General features: G+C 51.6%; 18 protein-coding genes and 1 tRNA gene. 6 read left to right on the forward strand and 13 right to left on the reverse strand.

Going from position 1 to position 18,593, the window contains the following annotated elements:
* Nucleotides 1-132: 132 nt before the first annotated feature.
* Nucleotides 133-1,164 (reverse strand): hypothetical protein, encoded by a 1,032-nt coding sequence (locus FJ146_01560; GenBank protein MBM4250642.1) that lies wholly within the window; start codon nucleotides 1,162-1,164, stop codon nucleotides 133-135.
* Between the two features lie 145 nt (nucleotides 1,165-1,309).
* Between FJ146_01560 and FJ146_01565 the strand changes: the two genes are divergently transcribed.
* Nucleotides 1,310-2,089: a sulfite exporter TauE/SafE family protein gene (locus tag FJ146_01565; GenBank protein ID MBM4250643.1), complete on the forward strand. Its 780-nt coding sequence runs from the start codon at nucleotides 1,310-1,312 to the stop codon at nucleotides 2,087-2,089.
* Here the strand turns inward: FJ146_01565 and FJ146_01570 are convergent.
* From FJ146_01570 to FJ146_01580, 3 genes are all read right to left on the reverse strand, one after another.
* Complete coding sequence (locus tag FJ146_01570) at nucleotides 2,066-2,533, reverse strand: hypothetical protein (protein MBM4250644.1); 468 nt, start codon at nucleotides 2,531-2,533, stop codon at nucleotides 2,066-2,068. The genes FJ146_01565 and FJ146_01570 overlap by 24 nt on opposite strands.
* Before the next feature lie 173 nt (nucleotides 2,534-2,706).
* The gene (locus tag FJ146_01575) at nucleotides 2,707-2,985 is read right to left on the reverse strand and encodes a hypothetical protein (GenBank protein ID MBM4250645.1); all 279 of its coding nucleotides are present in this window, start codon (nucleotides 2,983-2,985) and stop codon (nucleotides 2,707-2,709) included.
* Entirely contained in the window at nucleotides 2,986-3,327 is a 342-nt protein-coding gene (locus FJ146_01580) for a hypothetical protein (GenBank protein MBM4250646.1), read from the reverse strand.
* Nucleotides 3,328-4,068: 741 nt separating this feature from the next.
* Between FJ146_01580 and FJ146_01585 the strand changes: the two genes are divergently transcribed.
* Together FJ146_01585 and FJ146_01590 are read left to right on the forward strand one after the other, a co-directional pair.
* Nucleotides 4,069-4,989, forward strand: coding sequence for a DUF2279 domain-containing protein (locus tag FJ146_01585; protein ID MBM4250647.1), 921 nt, complete (start codon nucleotides 4,069-4,071; stop codon nucleotides 4,987-4,989).
* Nucleotides 4,990-5,090: 101 nt separating this feature from the next.
* On the forward strand, nucleotides 5,091-6,068 hold the full coding sequence (locus tag FJ146_01590; protein MBM4250648.1) for a hypothetical protein: 978 nt from the start codon (nucleotides 5,091-5,093) through the stop codon (nucleotides 6,066-6,068).
* 32 nt (nucleotides 6,069-6,100) lie between these two features.
* On the opposite strand, the gene FJ146_01595 is transcribed toward FJ146_01590, so the two are convergent.
* From FJ146_01595 to FJ146_01610, 4 genes are all read right to left on the reverse strand, one after another.
* Nucleotides 6,101-6,598: a CBS domain-containing protein gene (locus FJ146_01595; protein ID MBM4250649.1), complete on the reverse strand. Its 498-nt coding sequence runs from the start codon at nucleotides 6,596-6,598 to the stop codon at nucleotides 6,101-6,103.
* 99 nt (nucleotides 6,599-6,697) lie between these two features.
* A complete protein-coding gene (locus FJ146_01600; GenBank protein MBM4250650.1) occupies nucleotides 6,698-8,440 on the reverse strand; it encodes a response regulator in 1,743 nt (580 codons plus the stop codon).
* 9 nt (nucleotides 8,441-8,449) lie between these two features.
* Entirely contained in the window at nucleotides 8,450-8,881 is a 432-nt protein-coding gene (locus tag FJ146_01605) for a hypothetical protein (protein ID MBM4250651.1), read from the reverse strand.
* Nucleotides 8,882-8,979: 98 nt separating this feature from the next.
* Nucleotides 8,980-9,069 (reverse strand) — tRNA-Leu (locus FJ146_01610).
* 257 nt (nucleotides 9,070-9,326) lie between these two features.
* On the opposite strand from FJ146_01610, the gene FJ146_01615 reads away from it, so the two are divergent.
* Nucleotides 9,327-10,244, forward strand: coding sequence for a hypothetical protein (locus FJ146_01615; GenBank protein MBM4250652.1), 918 nt, complete (start codon nucleotides 9,327-9,329; stop codon nucleotides 10,242-10,244).
* 5 nt (nucleotides 10,245-10,249) lie between these two features.
* Here the strand turns inward: FJ146_01615 and FJ146_01620 are convergent, their stop codons facing one another.
* Entirely contained in the window at nucleotides 10,250-11,662 is a 1,413-nt protein-coding gene (locus FJ146_01620) for a hypothetical protein (GenBank protein ID MBM4250653.1), read from the reverse strand.
* Between the two features lie 107 nt (nucleotides 11,663-11,769).
* Here FJ146_01620 and FJ146_01625 point away from each other — a divergent pair, with 107 nt between their 5' ends.
* Both FJ146_01625 and FJ146_01630 read left to right on the forward strand, forming a co-directional pair.
* Nucleotides 11,770-11,949, forward strand: a complete 180-nt coding sequence (locus FJ146_01625; GenBank protein ID MBM4250654.1) for a hypothetical protein — start codon at nucleotides 11,770-11,772, stop codon at nucleotides 11,947-11,949.
* Nucleotides 11,946-13,649 (forward strand): M20/M25/M40 family metallo-hydrolase, encoded by a 1,704-nt coding sequence (locus FJ146_01630; protein MBM4250655.1) that lies wholly within the window; start codon nucleotides 11,946-11,948, stop codon nucleotides 13,647-13,649. The genes FJ146_01625 and FJ146_01630 overlap by 4 nt, the downstream gene beginning before the upstream one ends.
* Nucleotide 13,650: 1 nt before the next feature.
* Here the strand turns inward: FJ146_01630 and FJ146_01635 are convergent, their stop codons facing one another.
* The 4 genes from FJ146_01635 to FJ146_01650 are packed head-to-tail and all read right to left on the reverse strand — an operon-like array spanning nucleotide 13,651 to nucleotide 18,581.
* On the reverse strand, nucleotides 13,651-14,427 hold the full coding sequence (locus FJ146_01635) for an outer membrane lipoprotein-sorting protein (GenBank protein MBM4250656.1): 777 nt from the start codon (nucleotides 14,425-14,427) through the stop codon (nucleotides 13,651-13,653).
* Between the two features lie 16 nt (nucleotides 14,428-14,443).
* Nucleotides 14,444-15,781, reverse strand: coding sequence for an ABC transporter permease (locus FJ146_01640; GenBank protein ID MBM4250657.1), 1,338 nt, complete (start codon nucleotides 15,779-15,781; stop codon nucleotides 14,444-14,446).
* Entirely contained in the window at nucleotides 15,781-17,895 is a 2,115-nt protein-coding gene (locus tag FJ146_01645; GenBank protein ID MBM4250658.1) for an ABC transporter permease, read from the reverse strand. The genes FJ146_01640 and FJ146_01645 overlap by 1 nt, the downstream gene beginning before the upstream one ends.
* Nucleotides 17,892-18,581: an ABC transporter ATP-binding protein gene (locus tag FJ146_01650; GenBank protein ID MBM4250659.1), complete on the reverse strand. Its 690-nt coding sequence runs from the start codon at nucleotides 18,579-18,581 to the stop codon at nucleotides 17,892-17,894. The genes FJ146_01645 and FJ146_01650 overlap by 4 nt, the downstream gene beginning before the upstream one ends.
* Between the last annotated feature and the right edge of the window lie 12 nt (nucleotides 18,582-18,593).

The following is an 18,593-nucleotide window of genomic DNA, read 5'->3' on the forward strand; positions in this document are numbered from 1 at the left end:
GGGATAATATTCGATGCAATTTACTTATACAAACGGATTTAGCGGCGGTATTCGCTAACGCGAAACCTTAGTGGATCGCCTTGACCGCCCCATAAATAAGGCGGATTGCGGCGATCATTTGTTCAAATAATATCAATCATCAGCATTGGCATTGGCAGTATCGAGTTTTTTCGTCTTTTTTTCTTCCTCTCCGTCACCACTACACTGCCACGAGTCGACATCTACGACTGTGGTTTCGCAAAATTTCTTGATCGTGCTACCTGGGGTCCGGAACGAACGATGACATGATTCGCCCTTTTGGCCGGTTGGGTCAGTAGGGTCAGGGATCCAGCCCCAGCTACCACCCTCACTCGGAGCATGCTTGTCGTCGCACACCTTAAATTTTCGCTCTGGCGCACAGCAGTCTTGCCACATAGATTTGCTAGCGTCAGCGTAGTAGCCGATTGCGCCACCAATCTCGTCTGCGAAACATAACCAATTCTTGTTTTCTACATCTTCGCTGTAGGCACCACAGACACCGTAGGTGTCGCTCGACGCGCTCGACGAGGATGTATTCTCCAGATCCTCTTCGTCATCAGCCAGAGCAAGAGCCACTTTTTTCGCCACTTTTGGGCCTATCAGGTCAAGAGCCAGACTGACGCGCATGGCACCAGCTATGGTCCGGGTGGTTATGTCACGGTTCTTGATCAGGGATCCCTTAAAGTCTTTCTTGAGAGACTGCATCCCAGCCGTGGCAACCTTGACGAAAGCTTTCAGCTCATCTGGCCGAATCTTGCCGCTCAGTCCATGGGCGGCAAACATGGTGCGCGTCGATCCAAAGGTTTTGTCGAGTGACTTCAGCGTGGAAAAGTCCGGCGCACGATCCTTGAGCGCTGACTTAAGTTTGCCGTAAGTCACGCCCTCAAACACGAACTGCCCATCATTCAGATTACCGGACATGGTTACCGAAAAGGCTGCTATTTTCTGTCCAGTAGCCTTTATAAATTTTGCCTTGAATGTGTCTGACTGCTCAGCAGCGGCTATCATCCCAGCGATATCAGCAGCCGCACCGGTCAGCCCCAGGGTCGCCAGGTCGCTGTCCGTGGCACCACCACAACTTGTCAAAATCCATGCAATAAACGTAAATAATACGCTCCTAAGAGCCAATTTTTTACCGATATTCATTGCGTTGCCCTCTAAAACTTGCTTGTGTCTTAGTATTCTTATCGGAACTTTTAGGCAAAAACTTGACAGTTTTTTTGCGGCAGTCTTTACAATGCGTTGACTGTATTTAACGAAGATATCGCAGTTAAAGAGACGGGATCACGAGATGGTTATCTTACCCAGCACCTACGCTGTCATCTTGCCCGCCGTTTTCTTAGCGGGTGTGGTCGACGCTATTGCCGGTGGCGGCGGACTTTTATCGGTGCCGGCCTATTTGGCTGCCGGTGTACCGCCGCATCTGGCACTCGGCACAAATAAGTTCTCAGCCTGTTTTGGCACGGCTCTAGCAACCGCACGGTACCTAAAACATGGCATGGTGGATTTGCGAGTGGCCCTGCCGAGCGCAGCTTGTGCCGTCTTAGGTGCCATGATTGGTACGCGTACGGTGCTCACGGTTGACCCCGCATTCCTGCGCTACGTCTTACTCGTCGCCATACCTTTCGTTGCCTTTATCACACTGCAAAAATCGCGTATCGGACTAGAGCAGGCCACACAACAGGTTACGGGCCATGTCCGCTGGTTTTGGATCTTGTGCGGCGGACTTTTGGTTGGTTTTTATGATGGGTTTTTTGGCCCCGGTACCGGCAGTTTTCTGATTCTCTTATTCGCTTGGGCGCTCAAGTATGATTTCGCGCGGGCTAACGGCAACACCAAGGTCGTAAACCTTGCGACCAATATGGCGGCCCTCGCCATGTTTACTCTTCATGGCGAGGTTAGTTTAGCGCTCGGGGTTCCAGCGGCATTGTGCGGCATTGCTGGCAACTGGATTGGCTCTAAGCTCGTAATTCTGCGCGGCAACGCCATCATCCGTCCGATGTTTCTGATTGGGCTTGCGATCCTTCTAGCTAAGATCGGATACGATCTACTTGCCTGTTGCCCAGCCTGATACTGGACCAGTCTGCCCACGGCGGGCCTCACCAGGTCCTAAACTAAAAGGCCCTATTGATCCCGACCCGCCATCGTGACAATTCACCAACTCCATGTAGTTAGCAGCGGGTAAGCTTATTTGACCTTCCCAGTGGCGAAAAGAACTACTTGGGGTCGACTTATTAGACGCAGTTAGATTCTCGACCGTGACAGCTTCCTTTCGGCAACGACGATTCGTATTCGTAGATTGGTCCCCGCTCATGCTCTCATGGTTGTTTGCCGCATTGGGATCCCAGTCTCCGATGCGAGTGATACAGATCAGAGGCTTACTAGGACAAGTGACCGCAAAATTAACTGTCCCTGTCCCCGCCCCACCAGCGACGGCACTAAAGCCTGAATTTTGGTTACTGCAGCCAAGCACTGCAGCCAGATAAAGACACAAAGCCCATCGCGACGATGTCATGGTGACCTCTACTACTGATTACCAAGCTCATCGGCATGTTAGTCGTTAAAGTTGAGGCTTCTTTCCGCATTTTATTCGATTTTTCATTACAATGTTTGAGCTATCTGACACGCTTGACCGCAGTCTCCGTCGTTATCGCGATCTTTTCGATCGTTGATCCAAGTGTCGCTAGATTACTGTGCGCCATCAGAAGTGCGACACGCGTCGGGAGCTACTGCAGCCCAGTCAGGGTTTTCTAATCCGATGGTCTTGCCGGCATTATTACAGCCTGCTCCAGCAAGCAGAAAAACTTTTAGCGTATCGCCCTTTTTGAACTCGATCGACACTTGCGCCTCAGTTCCATCCGCGGTCGTTACGTCCTTGGCAAAGGTGGTCTGGCCATGGGGATCTACAGCATTGATGCGCATATAGTTCTTGCAGGCAGCGCGCCGCGAAAACTTGGCTACTACCATTTAGTCGATATTTGAGACTACGCTCCGTTTTGTCATATTTACGGCAAATTTGCCGCTAAAACACAGCACAGCATCGTTAAAGTCTTTGTCGGTACCTTGCCCAACGGTCCCACCATCTTCAAAGCTTATCCCTACTTTGGTGAGCGTATCAAACATGGCGTCAGTATTTGGCGACGGCGGATTGGCCGGTGACGCTGGGACCGCTGGGTTCTGAGCGGCGGCATTTCGCCTGCCTGAAGATCCCCCAAAAGAGCTGCTCTGACCTGAACATCCCGAGATGGTTATCGATAGCAAGCTTAGGCTCACCGCCGCGATATAGGTTGTTCTATCGAATCGTTTCATAGGGCGGGACACTCGCTATATGCTCCTGTGGTTGCTCTCCTATCAATGTAATACGACTTTTTCGGCAAAATGACGCCGCAACTTTAAGAAAAGATTTGAACGGTTAAATGGTCTTTTGCTGGCGCGCACTTAGCTCAGAGGTATCTGACACATTGGCGTGCATGCTAGGACTTTTGTGTAAATGTTTTCTCGCGTTATTGCCGCCCGGGTCCGCCTGCCTTGCTACTGCGGACCTCTCCCGGGCCCAAGCTAAAGAAATCCGCTTTTCCAAACCCAAACCCGTCGTTGTAACAAGAAATCAACTCAGAGTAATTTGCACTCGCTAGGGTTATTTGTCCTATCCAACGTGGAAAGGATCGGGGAGTAACGGGCCCTCCCAACTTACTAGTTGTAACTAGATTCTGGACAGTGACGGCTCCCTTCGGACAGCGATTGCTATCACTGCTGCTGCTCCCCCCAGTACGCGTATCGTTGGGATTCCAGTCTCCCTCACGATGGATACAGATCAGTGGCTTACTGGAACAACTCACTTCGAAATTAATGGCCCCAGAACTCCCTCCGCCAGCGACGCCGCTAAATCCTGAATTCCGCCTACTGCAGCCAAGCACTGCAGCCAGATAAAGGCATCGCTCCCATCGCGACGATTTCATGATAACCTCTAGCGGTGATTGAACAGGTTTTCGGCATTTTAGCGGGCAAAAATGAGCACTTTTTCGGTATTTTAGGTGATTTTTCATTATAATGTTTAAGAGACCAAATACGCCTCCAGTTATTGTAACCGCCCTGCTCGCGATCCTCTTGATCATTTGCCCTGCGCGCGCTGACGCTGAGCTCTTGCATCAACCAGACCACATAGCGGATCTTTACGTGTTTGGGCTGGGACTTGGACTCGGTGTTGGTGGCGCGATTTCCTGGAAGTATCAGGAAAACTACACCGGTAAATTTACGGTGCTGCGCGAGGGCTGGTTTGGACCAGACACCTACGCTGGAGGCGCTGACAAAATTGGTCATGCCTACACGGACTATGTGCTCCTGCGTGTGATTGACCAGATTTACGAGGATCACGGCTTTGATCCTAAAACGGCGCTTTTGAGGGCATTCGTGGCGACGACCGCGATCAGATCGCTCATGGAGGTGGCTGATGGCTACACCACCTTTAAGTATGCGCCGGAGGACCTCATCGCCAATGTTGTGGGAGCCCTGGTCAGCGCCTCCCTCCTCAAATATCCGGCCGTAGATGAGGCCTTTGGCTTTAGTTGGACCTACCTGCCGTCGCGGGAAAAACTGGATGGCAAGGTCGACTGGCCCTCGATTGATAATGACTATAATGGCTCCGTGTATCACTTAGACGCGCGCCTCAAAGGTGTGCGACGCCTCTTTAACATCACCAACAGCGAGACCCTAGACCGATACATCCTAAGCCTAAATTACATGACGCGTGGCTACGACCGCGAGCGGCCACTTAAACAACGCATCATCGGCCTTAGCTTAGGAATGAATGCCTCAGAGATCCTGGACGCCACCATCAACAAAGATGGCAGTATGCGCGTAGCATCATCGCTGCTTAGATACTTCAAACTGCCATTTACCTTTGGCGGTTTGACCTACGATCTTGATCAACATAAATACGGCGTTCGGTTTGGACTCAACTATTTTTATTAGCGGTCAGCCTTGTGGCGGCGATGGTCAACGCATGGATTCAGGTGTATTCTTAGATCTCAACACCACTGTAAAATTTGACCTATAGATCAGGGTAGAGACCTATGAAGACGTGGCCATCAGCTCTCATTGTAGCCGGAAGTGTTGTTATCTTTGGTTGTAAAACGACTAAAACGCTGAATCCAGGGTCGACCATAAAAGCCGACGGCGCCTCGTGGGACCTTGGCAATATGCCGAGCGCGACGTATACCGCCATCAAGAACGCCTGCGATCATCCGCTTGGTGCTGCGGATTTAGGGATATCCAAGGAGGAATGCTATCTGATCGTCGCGGGATCAGCCGTACGTGAGTCGTCTTGGAACCCCAACAAGTCCTGCGAGCCATGGGGTAATGCAAGTGATCCGTGTTGCGGTTTGACGCAAAGTCGCCGCATGGACGCTAAAGCAGTTGGTCTCACCTGTAACCCGCATGACTTTAATCCCGATGGTTATACCTGTAATGCGCTAACAGGACTACGCAACATTGGCTGCAAGGCTAGTAACGGTCAAGATTGCCGTCAACACGGAAGTGACGCCAGTTTACATACCGGTGTCAGAAAGCACCTTGGGTATAACACGGCTAATTTGAATTCCTATATTCAGGATATGAAATCCGTTTATCAACGCGATGATATTCGCGCGAAATTCGGCATAAAGAGTGGCGCAACGCGGTCATGGGATTCGCTGTTTTATGGGTCGCTAGCGACCCGTCAGCAAAGTCTCTCCCAAGTGCAATCACAACCCCAGCAGCAGCCACAACAGCAGCCGCCACAACAAGAACCGCAACAGCATACGCAGCAGGCGCCAACAAATAAGCCCGAAGCGTCAATACCACACTGTGATGGCCCCAATGCCAGCAATCTGTCAGGGTGTGCGCCCACCAAGACCTCTGGAACTGTCGATCCCGCTGTTTTGGGCGGCGATGTGTGGGTGGATACATATTCCCAGGCTAAATTTCCCTACTGCACCACTAACAACAGCGATCCCGATGGCGACGGCTGGGGATGGGAACAGAGTAAAAGCTGTAAAGTACGAGGGCGTTGATGGGTGGCAATGTCCTCGGGCGGACAGCGACCTCAGATACCAGCCTCGGCCAGCATATACAAAAGCTCCTGCCAAATGGGGGAGCTCAGAGCAACCTTTGTCTCGGTGGTAGCACGATCTAAGATCCCTGGCTGCGCCTCATTAGGCGCCAGCAACCGCACTAGATCTTGGGCTCTAATCACACCGACTACTTGACCTTGACGCATCATGGGCAAGGCTGGGACACCACCAGCGAATGCTTCTAAAACCTCGGCCAATGTCGTGTCCTCGGTAATCGTCACGTGCACTGGAGCCATCACATCGGATACATGGAGACTAACACTGAGGCCCGCCCCCTCTGCCTGCAAGCCCCGCAGAATCAGCTCACGCTCGGTGACGACACCGACCGCTGCACCATGACGCATGACAACCAAAGGCAAACCATGATTGGCACGTAAGGCATGGGCCGCATGACGCAGAGAGTCTGAGTGCAGCACTTCCTGAAAGTTCTTTAACGGCAGGGCAAGATCACCAACTGTTTGCTCACGCATGATGGACCTCTCAAGCCGCTGAACCAGCTCAGCATCCTAACCTTAACACCAACTGGCGAGAGGTTCAATTAACCTCACATGCGGACACTGGTGCGCGTATCAAATCACTTCGAAATCAAATGCCGCATCGCTAGCGACGGACCCTTTGGCCGTCGCCTCACTCGCAATAGCCAAGAATTTCTGCGCTTTGGTCATCTTACCGTCAGATAGCTTGATGGCATGCTCAAGGGCTACCTTGGCGTCACCAGGGCGACGCGCCCTCAGGTAACAGATCCCTAAATTGAACCACAACTTAGCCTGTTGGTCAGGTTTGTGGACAAAATTCATGGCTGCTTCGTAATAACTTGCAGCATCCGTTGTTTTGCCGGCGCGCGACAGCGTGATTCCGATCATGTTTAGATAGGCGGCAAAATTATCTGTCGGTGCTTTAGCTTCGCCACTTTTCTCGAAACTCTCCAGAGCCTCCGCCACTTTGATACCAGCTTCGGCACGTCTCGAGTCAGGATCAATCACAAGGGCCTTACCAAACTGCAGCTTCGCATCACCGTAGTGGCGGCGTCCAAGCTCAATCTCACCGAGTAGACACAGACGCTCCACTGACTTTGGAGCAATTGCATCTGCTACTGATATCAGCTTCAAAGCATCATCACTTCTACCTTGATAAAGGCAGGCCTTACCGTAGCCAGTCACCAGCGAAAGCCGTCTATCACCGAGACGCCACGCCGCCGAGTAAGCCCACTCAGCACCCTCAAAATTGTGCTCATCGAGTAGCCGATCGCCCACCAGCTTCAGTGCGTTGGCTACGACCTGGTCATAAGCCTGACCCTTGGGCAGTAATATCTCTTTGCCGGCTGCATCAGAAACACTTTGGATATCGACAATGACTTTGGTCAGATCGTTGATAAACTCGCGACTAAGCACAGCATTACTGACCACCTGGCTAAGAGCACCACTCAGAGCTTTATCAGAGATCGGGAGCGGTAATAGCGATACGGCCAGATCCTCGTCGAGTAGGCGAAAATCCTGAGTTTGAACTTTGGACGACAAGACTACCACGGGTAGGTAGCGAAACCGTTCGTTGGTGCGGAGTTTGTTGTAAAACGACAGCCCGTTTAATTCAGGCGACTCCCATCGCAGCACTAATACATCGTAATGACCATCTTGAAGTTGCTGCCACCCCGCCATCCCATCCGCTGAAGTGTCAGCCTGCAGGACACATTTAGCGGCAAAGCTATGGAGCATTTGCCGCAGATTTTGCTCGCTCGGATCAACCACTAGGGCATGACTCATCGGGAAGGCAGCAGCCGGCAGTTTGCGGTTTTCTCCCGCCAGATCGCTACCGCGCTTTTGCACGAGTACACGCAACTGCTCAGGCGTCGCCTTGAGCATTTGGATAAGCTCATTGCGCCGCACATTGATCGATGCGAGCCCTGTTTGCCATCGTTTTTTGATACTGTCGGCGCTCTGTTCATCGGGATTCTTTTGAGATTTGGCGTGAAGCTTGACTCCTGCTAATAAGGAGCTCTGTAGCACCTGGCGCACCTGAAGTTTGGAAAACGGCTTGCGCAGCGCATAGCGGACACCGTCACCAACCGCTTTGATGCTCTCATGGGACCCAAAAAACACCACGGACACGTGTACCGGACAGGACTTGACTAGATTCGGTGACTCCTTGGCATCCAAATCCCAAAATAGAACGGTAGCAACATCGGCATCGCGCAAGGACTGTACGGATTCGGTGGTTGGAGGTAGCGTCTTAATACCGACGAAATCATCCTCGTTCAGGACTCGCTCAAGCACCTCGGATGACATCTTATCGCGCGAAATGATGTAGGCCTTCATGGGCGTCCCCTACCTGACTGACCGCAGTCCAGCCAAGATCTTGTCGTTGATCTCGGCTCTAGTTTCACTGACTAAAATCATACTGCCACTGCCGAAAATATAGGTACCCATCCAATGTTCTTCCATCTCCATTTTTTCGCCTAAGCGACATTGAAGCGGCACAATCTTACCGTCGTACCGCGTGACCTGGATGGTGAAGTAAAGTTGAATGCGTTTGGTGAATAGTCCTTTTTTATCGACTTCATGAGCGCAGGATTTATGATGAACCTTGTGAAATTTCCCAAGACAAGAACTACAGGTCCAACTGCGCCAGATCTCGCAGTAGGTATTCGAGCTAGACTTAGCATCACAGTGGTAGCACGGCCCTATTTCGCCGGAGCCACGCCCCTGACCCGAGCCCGAGCTAGATTTAGACGGATTGTTGGCAGGTGAACTACTCATGTCCTATTCATCGTACCAAGTCCCTCGCGGCTTTAAATGCCGCTCGGATCCAGCCACGAATTGCCTCTTAACTATCTATATATATTGATTTTAATTTATGGTGCCCGCGGCCGGAATCGAACCGGCACGCCCCTTACGGAAGCACAGGATTTTAAGTCCTGTGTGTCTACCAATTTCACCACGCGGGCCTAAATGGCGTGAGACATTGTGGTAACACACTGAGCCCTATTAGCCAATATTGGATGCGCTCATCAGTGCGCTTAGGTGTCTGGGCGGACGACAGGCGGCTGCCCAGTCATTTGACACCAGGTCTTCCGCGGTAAATCTGTAGGCCACCAAAATTATTGGAATATTAGCAAATACAGTCACTTAATCCTGGTTGGCCCTTGTTTTGCTCCGAGATCAGATGATGGTGTCTCTGAGTGATCGTCCCCTGGAGTGGATTATGCGCCTAACTTACCTAGCTCTGACCATTAACTTAGCGGCCTGCGGAACCGTGCGCACGGCAGCCCATAGTGCCCTCAAGCAAGAGACTGACGACCGCGAGACCGAACGCTCGCGTGAGCTAGTTGATGTAACGTCCAAGGTGGAGGGCTACATCAATACAGTCCTTAATGAATCGCGCGCATCGGTCAATCCAGACAAGGCACCGTGGACTCCAGAACTAACGACCGAATTCCTTGAAGAGTTTGCTCATCGCAGCTCAACGCCCCAGCCCGGCTCGGGAATTGGTGTCAGTATCGGCAACCTGAGTCTTGAAATTTCCAAGTTCACGAAGACCGAGTTTCACCTCATGAAGCGTCTCGATTCTCTGAAAAATGAAATCCTGGCACTCAAGTATGCTGATTCCAGATACAACAAAAATCCGGTCGACTTGCTCGATGGTAAGTTTCCCGCGCATAAGACTGCGTTCACGGCTGATCATAGCATCGCCCCCGTGGTCCGGCTAAATGGCATACTGATCGGTATCGATAAAATCGGCCACTTCATGGAGCAGGGCTGGTGGTACTATCAGGCTGAACAACAGGGCATGCTGGCCGGCCCTCAAGAGCGATGGGCTTTTGGTCAATATATGGAAGGTGATGACGCTCTACCCACGAGCGATCATAAACGCTACGATGAGATTTACGGACGCTTTTGCTGGGTCTGCACTGTTGGTGGCGGTTTTGGATTTTTTGGGGCGCGCTCGACCGGTGTCGTTTCGTACGGAGACATGCACGCCAATGAGAGTGGCTACCAATTCTTCGATCAGCTCGCAAAAGATCCTGGAAATTACGTATTCCAACTATCAAGGTATCCAGTAGACACCTGGAACGAAGAGGTATCACCAAGTAAATTCGTCGGTGGTCTCCGGGCCGATTAACTTGCCTAGAATTTTACCACCAAGCCGACGCCAGCGGTGGTCAGATTGCGCTTATTGGGCAGACTCTGCACCACCTGCTTCACAGCAGGCGGAGCCTGATCGCTGGATCCTAAAGCCCTTAGTGAGTCGGTAATCCGAAAACAAAACTCCCCATAGTCACCAAAGCACCGGCTGACATAGGCTTGAAGGTCGGCTTCCTTATGGATCCTGATACTACTGGTTAGACGCACTAAATGCGTTTCGTCACTAAGGTTGCTCAGGCTATTGAGAAAGAAACTGATATCGGTGAGGGATCCAGGATTGGGCAAATTCATGTAGATAGCCAGATAGCGCCTACCCGCATAAAGTCCGGGCGACTGACCATTGACCATGGAATATAGCTCCAAATCTCTTTGATCATAACCAAACTGATTATAGAAGTACTCAGCACCGATTGTGATGACATCGTCCGCACTATATTTGATCGTCCGGTCCATACCCCAAAGAGATTGCACAAACCATTTTTCGTTATCCCGGTAAGGTGTTGGAAGTTCTCCGGTCGCGGGACTAATCTTCCCTTTGTATAGAGTCTGGCTGTGCCGTTTGGTAACCACCGTTTCGGTATGGATGTCGACGGGACCTAGACCCACTGAAAGATCGATTGCTGCCCTCAGGGGAGCATGGGCTGCGGTCTGTAGGCTTAGGGCTAATTCCCCGATACCACCGAAAGCAAATTCGCCGCGTAAAGCGCCCGATAATTGATCTACACGTTTTGCATTAGGATAGAGTAGAACGGCATATAGGTTATAGCCTTGACGCTCAAATGGAAGATGCACACGTAGCATGTCGACCCCGAGGCGACGGTCAAAAAGCGCTAAGGGATCAACCACGCGAATCGACGTAAAGTCGCTAGGATTCCAAAGACGCCCACTACCCCATCGCACGTGCTGCTTGCCGTAGGTCACAAAAATCTTCTGGGCAATATCCCATTTGAGCCACATTTCATCGATATCAGATCGCACACAGCCGCTGACACACACATCATTGAGCAGGCCACCGTCAGACGTCACACCTGGGGTGCCACCGTTGGATCCACCCTCAGATAAACGCAACCGCAAAAAGGAGCGTAGGTTGGTGTTTGGTCGCGTATCAAAATACAAGTCAGCCTGTTTGAGACGCGTGAGTTCACTGTCGGCTGCTCTTGTGGCTTCACGGTTGACACTGTCCAGCCTGACTTCGAGACGCCCACCGATTTGTAAGGTATCAGCTAAGCGTTGTGCCATACCTTTTTGGCCATCGGAAGTCGCAACCACACGCGGCGCAACCATCTCGGCCGGTGTCGCCTCAGGTGCCCCAAAAATCTCCTGATCGCGATCATCAACCGCCAAAGCAGATGTCGCCATTACAGCACTCGTAATCAGAGTCAGGCCAAACAGCATCGCCGCTCCTTGCTCACCAGTTAACTTTGTGGGATCAGATGCTACATAGGTTTAAGCCCCCATGTTACCATAGCAACAAAAGACACCAACTAAGGATCTCGCTCCCCATGAAATACGGTGCCAAAATTTCTATCCTCATTGGTCTCGCGGTGATGGCACTGCCCGACTGCCGCCGCGACAAAAAGAGTGCCACCCCGGAACCAGTTGCATCAACGGCTCAACCGCCATCGGACTGGGACGGGTCTTCTGATTGGTCTGCTTCATCTTTCGAGGTGATCCAAGAATGAAAAACCACTACTTTTACCTCGCTCTTGCCGTTTTTTTTGCTTCGCATTGTGGGCAACAAGGTGGTCAGAGGTTTGTGCGCTCAGATTTGCGCCATATACTCCGGATTACAGACGGCGCTGCGTCAGCTGCCACCACCATTTGGTCGGGCCACGGCATGTCTCTCACCGCTAATGAACAAAACCAAGAACCCAATGAATTCAAAAGATGGGCGCAGGACCGTAAATTAGTGATCGTAAATCTGCCCGAAAGTGGCGCCCTTTCAAACTCTTTGGCAGCATCAGAAAGCACTCTTGCCTATGCTCCTCCTTCCGCAGTTGATGCGGGATTTGCCTTGATTGAGATTTTAAATCAGGAGCAAGAGACTAAACTTGCCGAAGCCGCTCATGCTGGAGCCCACGGCTGCGGCATGCTACAGCGCCTGAGGCTACTTGATAATTATGCGCCACCTAGCTCCTTCATAGCCCCGGTGTTTATCGAATCTGTAAAACGACAAGCGGTTGCAGATTTCGTCGCCGTCAATGTAACCACCGTCAAAAGTTCCTTACAGGCATCCATCCAGGCACTTGAGGGCCTAGGCACTCGATTCCATACAACGGCAAGTGGTTTAAACGCTCCGGTCGCGATCAAAGGTATGTTTGAAGCAGCGGCTGCCAGTCGCATCAGTGGTCTCAGCGTCCGCCTGATCCCGCATGCCGGAAGTAGCCAAAATTCCGTCATCGTAACCATCCCTGGCAGGGATGATCCGCAGGCATCTGGACCGGTAGTCATCATTGGCGCTCATCTCGATAGTATCAATAGCGGTGGCGAACAAAGTCCAGCACCGGGTGCCGACGATGACGCTAGCGGCATCGCGACTCTCATCGAAATTGTACGGCGGATCGCCGCCAGTGGAGCTCAGTTTCAACGCACGATTGAGCTTCACGCCTATGGCGCAGAAGAAGTAGGACTCATCGGTAGCTCGGAAATTGCTGAAAGCTACCAAAAGGCGCAGCGCCAGGTTGTAGCGATGATGCAGTACGACATGGACGCTTGGGCCAGCGATCCAGCATCCGATACGATTTACCTCGTAACTAACGCGACGAGAGCAGTGCTTAGGCGTTCACTCAAGACTCTAATTAATTCTTATATGGGTGGTAATGTGGTCGAGGGCACCCTGAAGGCTGGACAGTCCGATCATGTGTCGTGGACTGCCTCCGGTTTCAATGCCGTATTTCCATTCGAAAACCCCATAAACTACAACCTGGCACTCCATAGCACGCGGGATACCACAGAGACGCTTAACAACCTGAATCTTTCCGTTAGATTTGTCCAAAGTGGACTAGTGCTGCTGGCCCACCATGCGGGTCTCACATCAGCTGAGTCTGGCTACGAAACTGACCTTAAGGCAATGCGCAGTTCACTTGCCAAGGATCTATTCCTGGCCGTCAATAATGGCAGCAAATCCGATCAGTATAACTTGTTCGTGGCGGGTGGATCGGCGATCAAGACGATCGAGCTCTGCGAAACCCATCAAGCAGGTACGATGACCTGTTTTAAAGAGTCGCTAGGAAGTAACTCCGGCACTACCAAGGCTGCTCGTACAATCTTTAATATCGGCAAAGATATAATCATCCGCAACGGCATTCACCTTTCCGTTTTCGGCTACGATGCCAATGAGCGTTTAGTGGCGCAGCGCTCAGTGAGACTGGATAAAAAGTAGGTTAACGACTCTGCGACTCGAGCCAGGCCTTGGTAAACATATTGGCGTCCAGTGGCTCCAACTTAACCTCGCGCAAGGCGACAGTAGTCGCATTACCTTTGTCTACTTCGTCAAATACACGAATCTCTTTGGGCATGTAGACTTCTGCCCCCTTGGACTTACTAAACATCTTTTGCCAGCTGGGGTAATAGCTGGTACGCAGTAACTTGCCTGACAAGGCAAACTCCTGCCTTTTCATAACGTTTTTTTCGTTCTGATCAATCCAGAGCTCGACTATAGGACTAGCAACATCGATGCCAGGCTTAGCATTGAGCTTGAGATGATATACTTTGAACTTGCCGAGATTTTCGTCAGCCACGAACGCAGCATCGTATTCGTCAGCTAAACGCGATTGGTCAAAGTCGTCGCGACGGCTATTGGTCCCAGCGATCGAAGCACGCTCCGTCTGACGCTCCCATTTTCCGAGTGCTGGCTCATACAAAAATAAGTTCTTCTCGAGTCGTAGATAGCCCTTACCAGCTTCAGCTTTAGGCTTGGTAAAGAGGATCATCAGCTTCTCATCAGCATCCCGCCTGTAGACGCGGGCCTCGAATGCCTTGGTAGCGCCGTCTTTGGTCTTCTGATCGATAAACACCACGGAGGCGTAGTCACCGACGTTACGCTGCCGCGTGTCGACAAGTTTTACAAGCTCGCGCACCTCTTGGTCAGCAATAGCCAGAGCCACCGGGGTTGAGAGGTTGGAGAATGCTAAGCCTAGGAACCAATACCGTAGCTTCATGATGTTTCTCCTCTGACTACTTGCCACTCATCAATGCCTCTACGGGACGTAGTCCGGCAGCTTTCAGCGCAGGATATAACGAAGCAAAGCCCGTCACAGCAGCAAACAGAATGAGAGTCGATAAAAACTGAGTCGCATGGACTGAAAATTTAAGCGTATTGGTCATCAAAAAGAGACGAACGCCCTCGCTAGTGACAGGTATTTTCAGCACATTTACCAACAAAATACCACCGACACCTAAGCACGCACCTATCGTCGCTGCCATCACGCCGAGTAGGCAAGCCTCAGCCACAAACATCTCCACGATCAGGGTCTTTGGCGCGCCAATGGCACGCATCGTGCCAATCTCTTTGGTCCGCTCCCTCACCGCCATCCACATCGCGTTGACGATGCCTCCGACTATGATCATCGCGAGAATGGCGACGACAAAAAACGAGACAAGATCGAGGGCCCGCGTCACCCAAAGCACAAAAGAAATTTCATCACTCCAGATTGTTAGATCAAGGCGCTGACCGAGCCAATCTTCGCCGGAGACTTTATCAAACTTAAAGAAAAACGGCCGAGGATCATGATCCATCACGGTGAACCCGGATTTAGTAAGATCCTGGCGCAGCCGCTCCATCACGGCTGTGGCGCGATCTGGGTCTGGTAAGTAGACCATAACGACCCCGGTGCTGTTGTCCTGAATGCGATAAAGATCAAGCACGGTGCGCCGCGGGACAAATATATTCCAATTACTCATAAATCCGATATCGGCTGCGATGGCCACCACCGTTAAATCAACGGTATTAGCCTTTGCTCCTTCCACCACCATGGTGATGTTGTCGCCAATGGTGACACCTAGCTTTTTGGCCTGAGCAGCAAATATTAGGACTGTATTGGGTTTCTGAAGGTCAGTAAAATTACCGAGAGGTTGATCCCTGCCACCCTCTTTATAAGATGATTCAGGTGCCAGTTGCAGCGCTTGAAAAAAGCGGGTCTCATCGGCGTACTCGATCCCGCTGACGCCTACATTAAATGACGATTGCGGCCCGACCAACCTACCCCATCCACGATGACGGTCGATAACCGTGGTTGCCTCAGGAACCGACTTACGCACGGCTTCTTTTACCCCAGCCCTGTCGCTGATAAGGGGGTCAGAACCCTTCTTACGCGCTTTGAAAAAGCCACCTATATTAACGTGACCGGCAGAGAGTGTGGTCGCCGATTCAATCATCCGCTCAGCGACCGAACCCGATACCACGCGCAGTGTGAGAAAAAGAGCTGCCACTAACGCAATCGCCAACCCCAGCAAAAGTGTTCTCCGACGAGCCTGCAGCAGGTTACGGAAGGCGATCCTAAAGATCGTCACCATTACTCTTTCTCCTGAGTTGCATCGGCTGGCTGCACTTTAGCTGCGTGTCTCGCAGCATATACAGAGGCCAGAGTTGCAAATAGTGTGATCAAAAGTGGGACCAGGGTTACGACTTGCCAGTGCACCACGGGATAGAGGCGAGGACCAGAGAAGATAAAGGTCACGACATCATTGGCAGCAGGAATGCCCTTCCGGCTTGCCGCTACCACTGCGACCACTGCCAACGCCGCCCCACCGAACGCTCCAAACATCCCCGTAATCCCTGTCTCAGCCAAGAAGAGAGCGACGATAAAGGAACGCTGAGCACCAATAGCTCGCATCGTCCCGATCTCACGGGTTCTGTTTAAAGTACCCACGATAATCGAATTGTTGATGATGACAAACGCTACCAAAAAAATAACGACCAGGGCAAAGACCAAGGTACCGCCGACGATATTGACGAATTGTCCCACAATACCCGAGGCCTGTTGCCAGTCGACGATGTTTAATTTAAAACCCTTTTTCTCAAGGTCGGCTCCCAGTTCCGCTTCAGTACGCGCCTGCTGTGACGGATCCTTAAGCCTAATCGCAGCGTTTAGGGCAAGACCGCTCTGCACCTCTGCTGGGTCAAAGCTATCGGCCAAAGTAGGTTTGACCAATACTACTTGTGAAGCATCCAGCCCATTAAGGGCCTGACCCATTGTTGTCTCGACTGCTGCCCCGGAGGCAGTTCCGGCTTCACCAAATAAAGCCGCCTCAGCATCCTCGGCCTGGACTTCTTTGAGACCGACTTGAGCGCGCATCGCCTCAAGTTCCTTCCGCGATGCCTCTGTCATTTGACCGTAAAGCTCACGAAAGCTCACCAAGTCCATGATATTTAAAACACCGGCTAGATCGGAGTCCTCAAGACCGTCAAAATTATAGATGCCATATACCTTTAAAGGTAGCGTCTTGATGTAGCCACTACGCGTATAGTTCCGGACGGTAATCGTCTGTCCCGGGTATACTTCATACAGTTTGATCTTGGGTGCTATGTGCTCGTAAAACCATTGATAGCGCTCTAGGAAGTTATCATCGTCCACGGTCAGAAAGGCGCTAATTTGCCTACTCAGTCGCTGGAGTAGGTCAGGGCTTTGATCACTAATGCCGCGCGCGCTCAGCTTAGCACTCAGATCCTCAGCATTAGCACGGTCCAAATAAGACAGTATTTGTTGGTACTGCTTACTCAGATCGACAGCAAATCTCTGATTTTCCTCATCGCCGGCAATCCTGGCGCCGCGTTTAACGATGCGCTTGTGAAGCTTATCAAAAAGCTTAGCTACACCATTCTTAAGAAGCTCTTCACGCACCTTGCGACTTAGCATGATGCCACGTTGCCCTGGCTCTAGGACTGTGCCTTCGATCACGCGAAATTTGGGAAAGTTGGCCCGATAGATCGCTATGTCTGTACCTATATACTGAAGGTAAGTCGGCAGTTTCTCGCCCGAGAGGGGAGCGATCTTGGTCTCCAGGAACTGCAGCTGCTCTTCGGTTAGCGGTGTCCCGGGCGCCAAAAAATCCGGGGCCAAAGCACGCGCTAAGTCTTTTTCTTGTTGCTCGAGCTCCGCTTGATCCGCTGACAAAAGTCGCCTGGCTGCAAGCTCTAGCTTGACCTGTTCCAGCTGGAATCTGATCTGCTCAATACGACCGGTGATGATTCCCTGATCTCCCCCTTTAAGGGCAACCCGAAGTGCATCAATAGCGTCGTCGAGTTCGTTACCTCGACTTAATACCGCCATATCTAGGCCCATGGGGACAAAGGCGGCAACGTTTGGATGACTGAGTACAGCATCTTTATACGGTGAAAAGTCGGGCAAGCTGCCTATGTCAGCCCTTCCCATAAATCCACCGCCACCAAAAAGGGCGAGTTTATCTTTGGCTTTGGCCGCGTATATCTGCAGATCACCGGCGATACTCTGGGTAATGCTGGCCCGCATAGATGCCTGAACGTCGAGCAAAAGCGACAGTCCAATCACTGCCAAGAAAGCACCAGCGGCAATGAGCCCACCGATGATGAAGGTACGCAGACGGTCAAGCCAAAGATTTCGCAAGGCCACCGCACCAATGAGGCGAAACTGTGCCAGATCTGAAGTCACGATCTTTGCTCCGGCACGACATGACCATCTTTGAGCCGAATGATACGCCCTGCTTGACGCATCACTTGCGGGTCATGAGTCGAGAAAATAAAGGTTGTCTTGTGCGTCTTATTTATGTTTTTCATGAGCTCAATGATACGCTCACCTGTAGCAGAATCCAGGTTAGCCGTAGGTTCGTCAGCTAAGACGATGCGCGGGTTGGTGACGAGCGCCCGAGCAATAGCAACGCGCTGCCTTTGACCACCAGAGAGCTCACTCGATCGTTGGTTCTGTTGTCTGACAAGATCAACTTCGGCTAACAGTGCCGCCACCTTCTCCTGACGCTCGGATCGTGACCAACGCCCCTGCAACAGGAGAGGAAACTCAATGTTTTGGAATACTGTCAGCACAGGGATGAGGTTAAAACTCTGGAAAATGAAGCCGAGCTTTTCGAGGCGCAACCGCGTGAGATCGCGGTCCGCTAACTTAGCTATAGGCTGCCCCTCGATAAATACCTCACCTTTGGTAGGGACATCCATACAGCCAATAAGGTTGAGTAAAGTGGATTTACCACAGCCGGAGGGCCCAGCAATGGTCGTAAACTCACCTTCATCTATCGCGATGTCGATACCCGAAAGCGCACGCACCTCAGTCTTACCGAGGGGGTACACTTTTTCAACCCCCGCGATCTGAACTACAGCTGTCATGAGTACCTTCCT

It is taken from the genome of Deltaproteobacteria bacterium (assembly GCA_016874735.1).
Taxonomy (GTDB): Bacteria; Bdellovibrionota_B; Oligoflexia; order Oligoflexales; family CAIYRB01; genus CAIYRB01.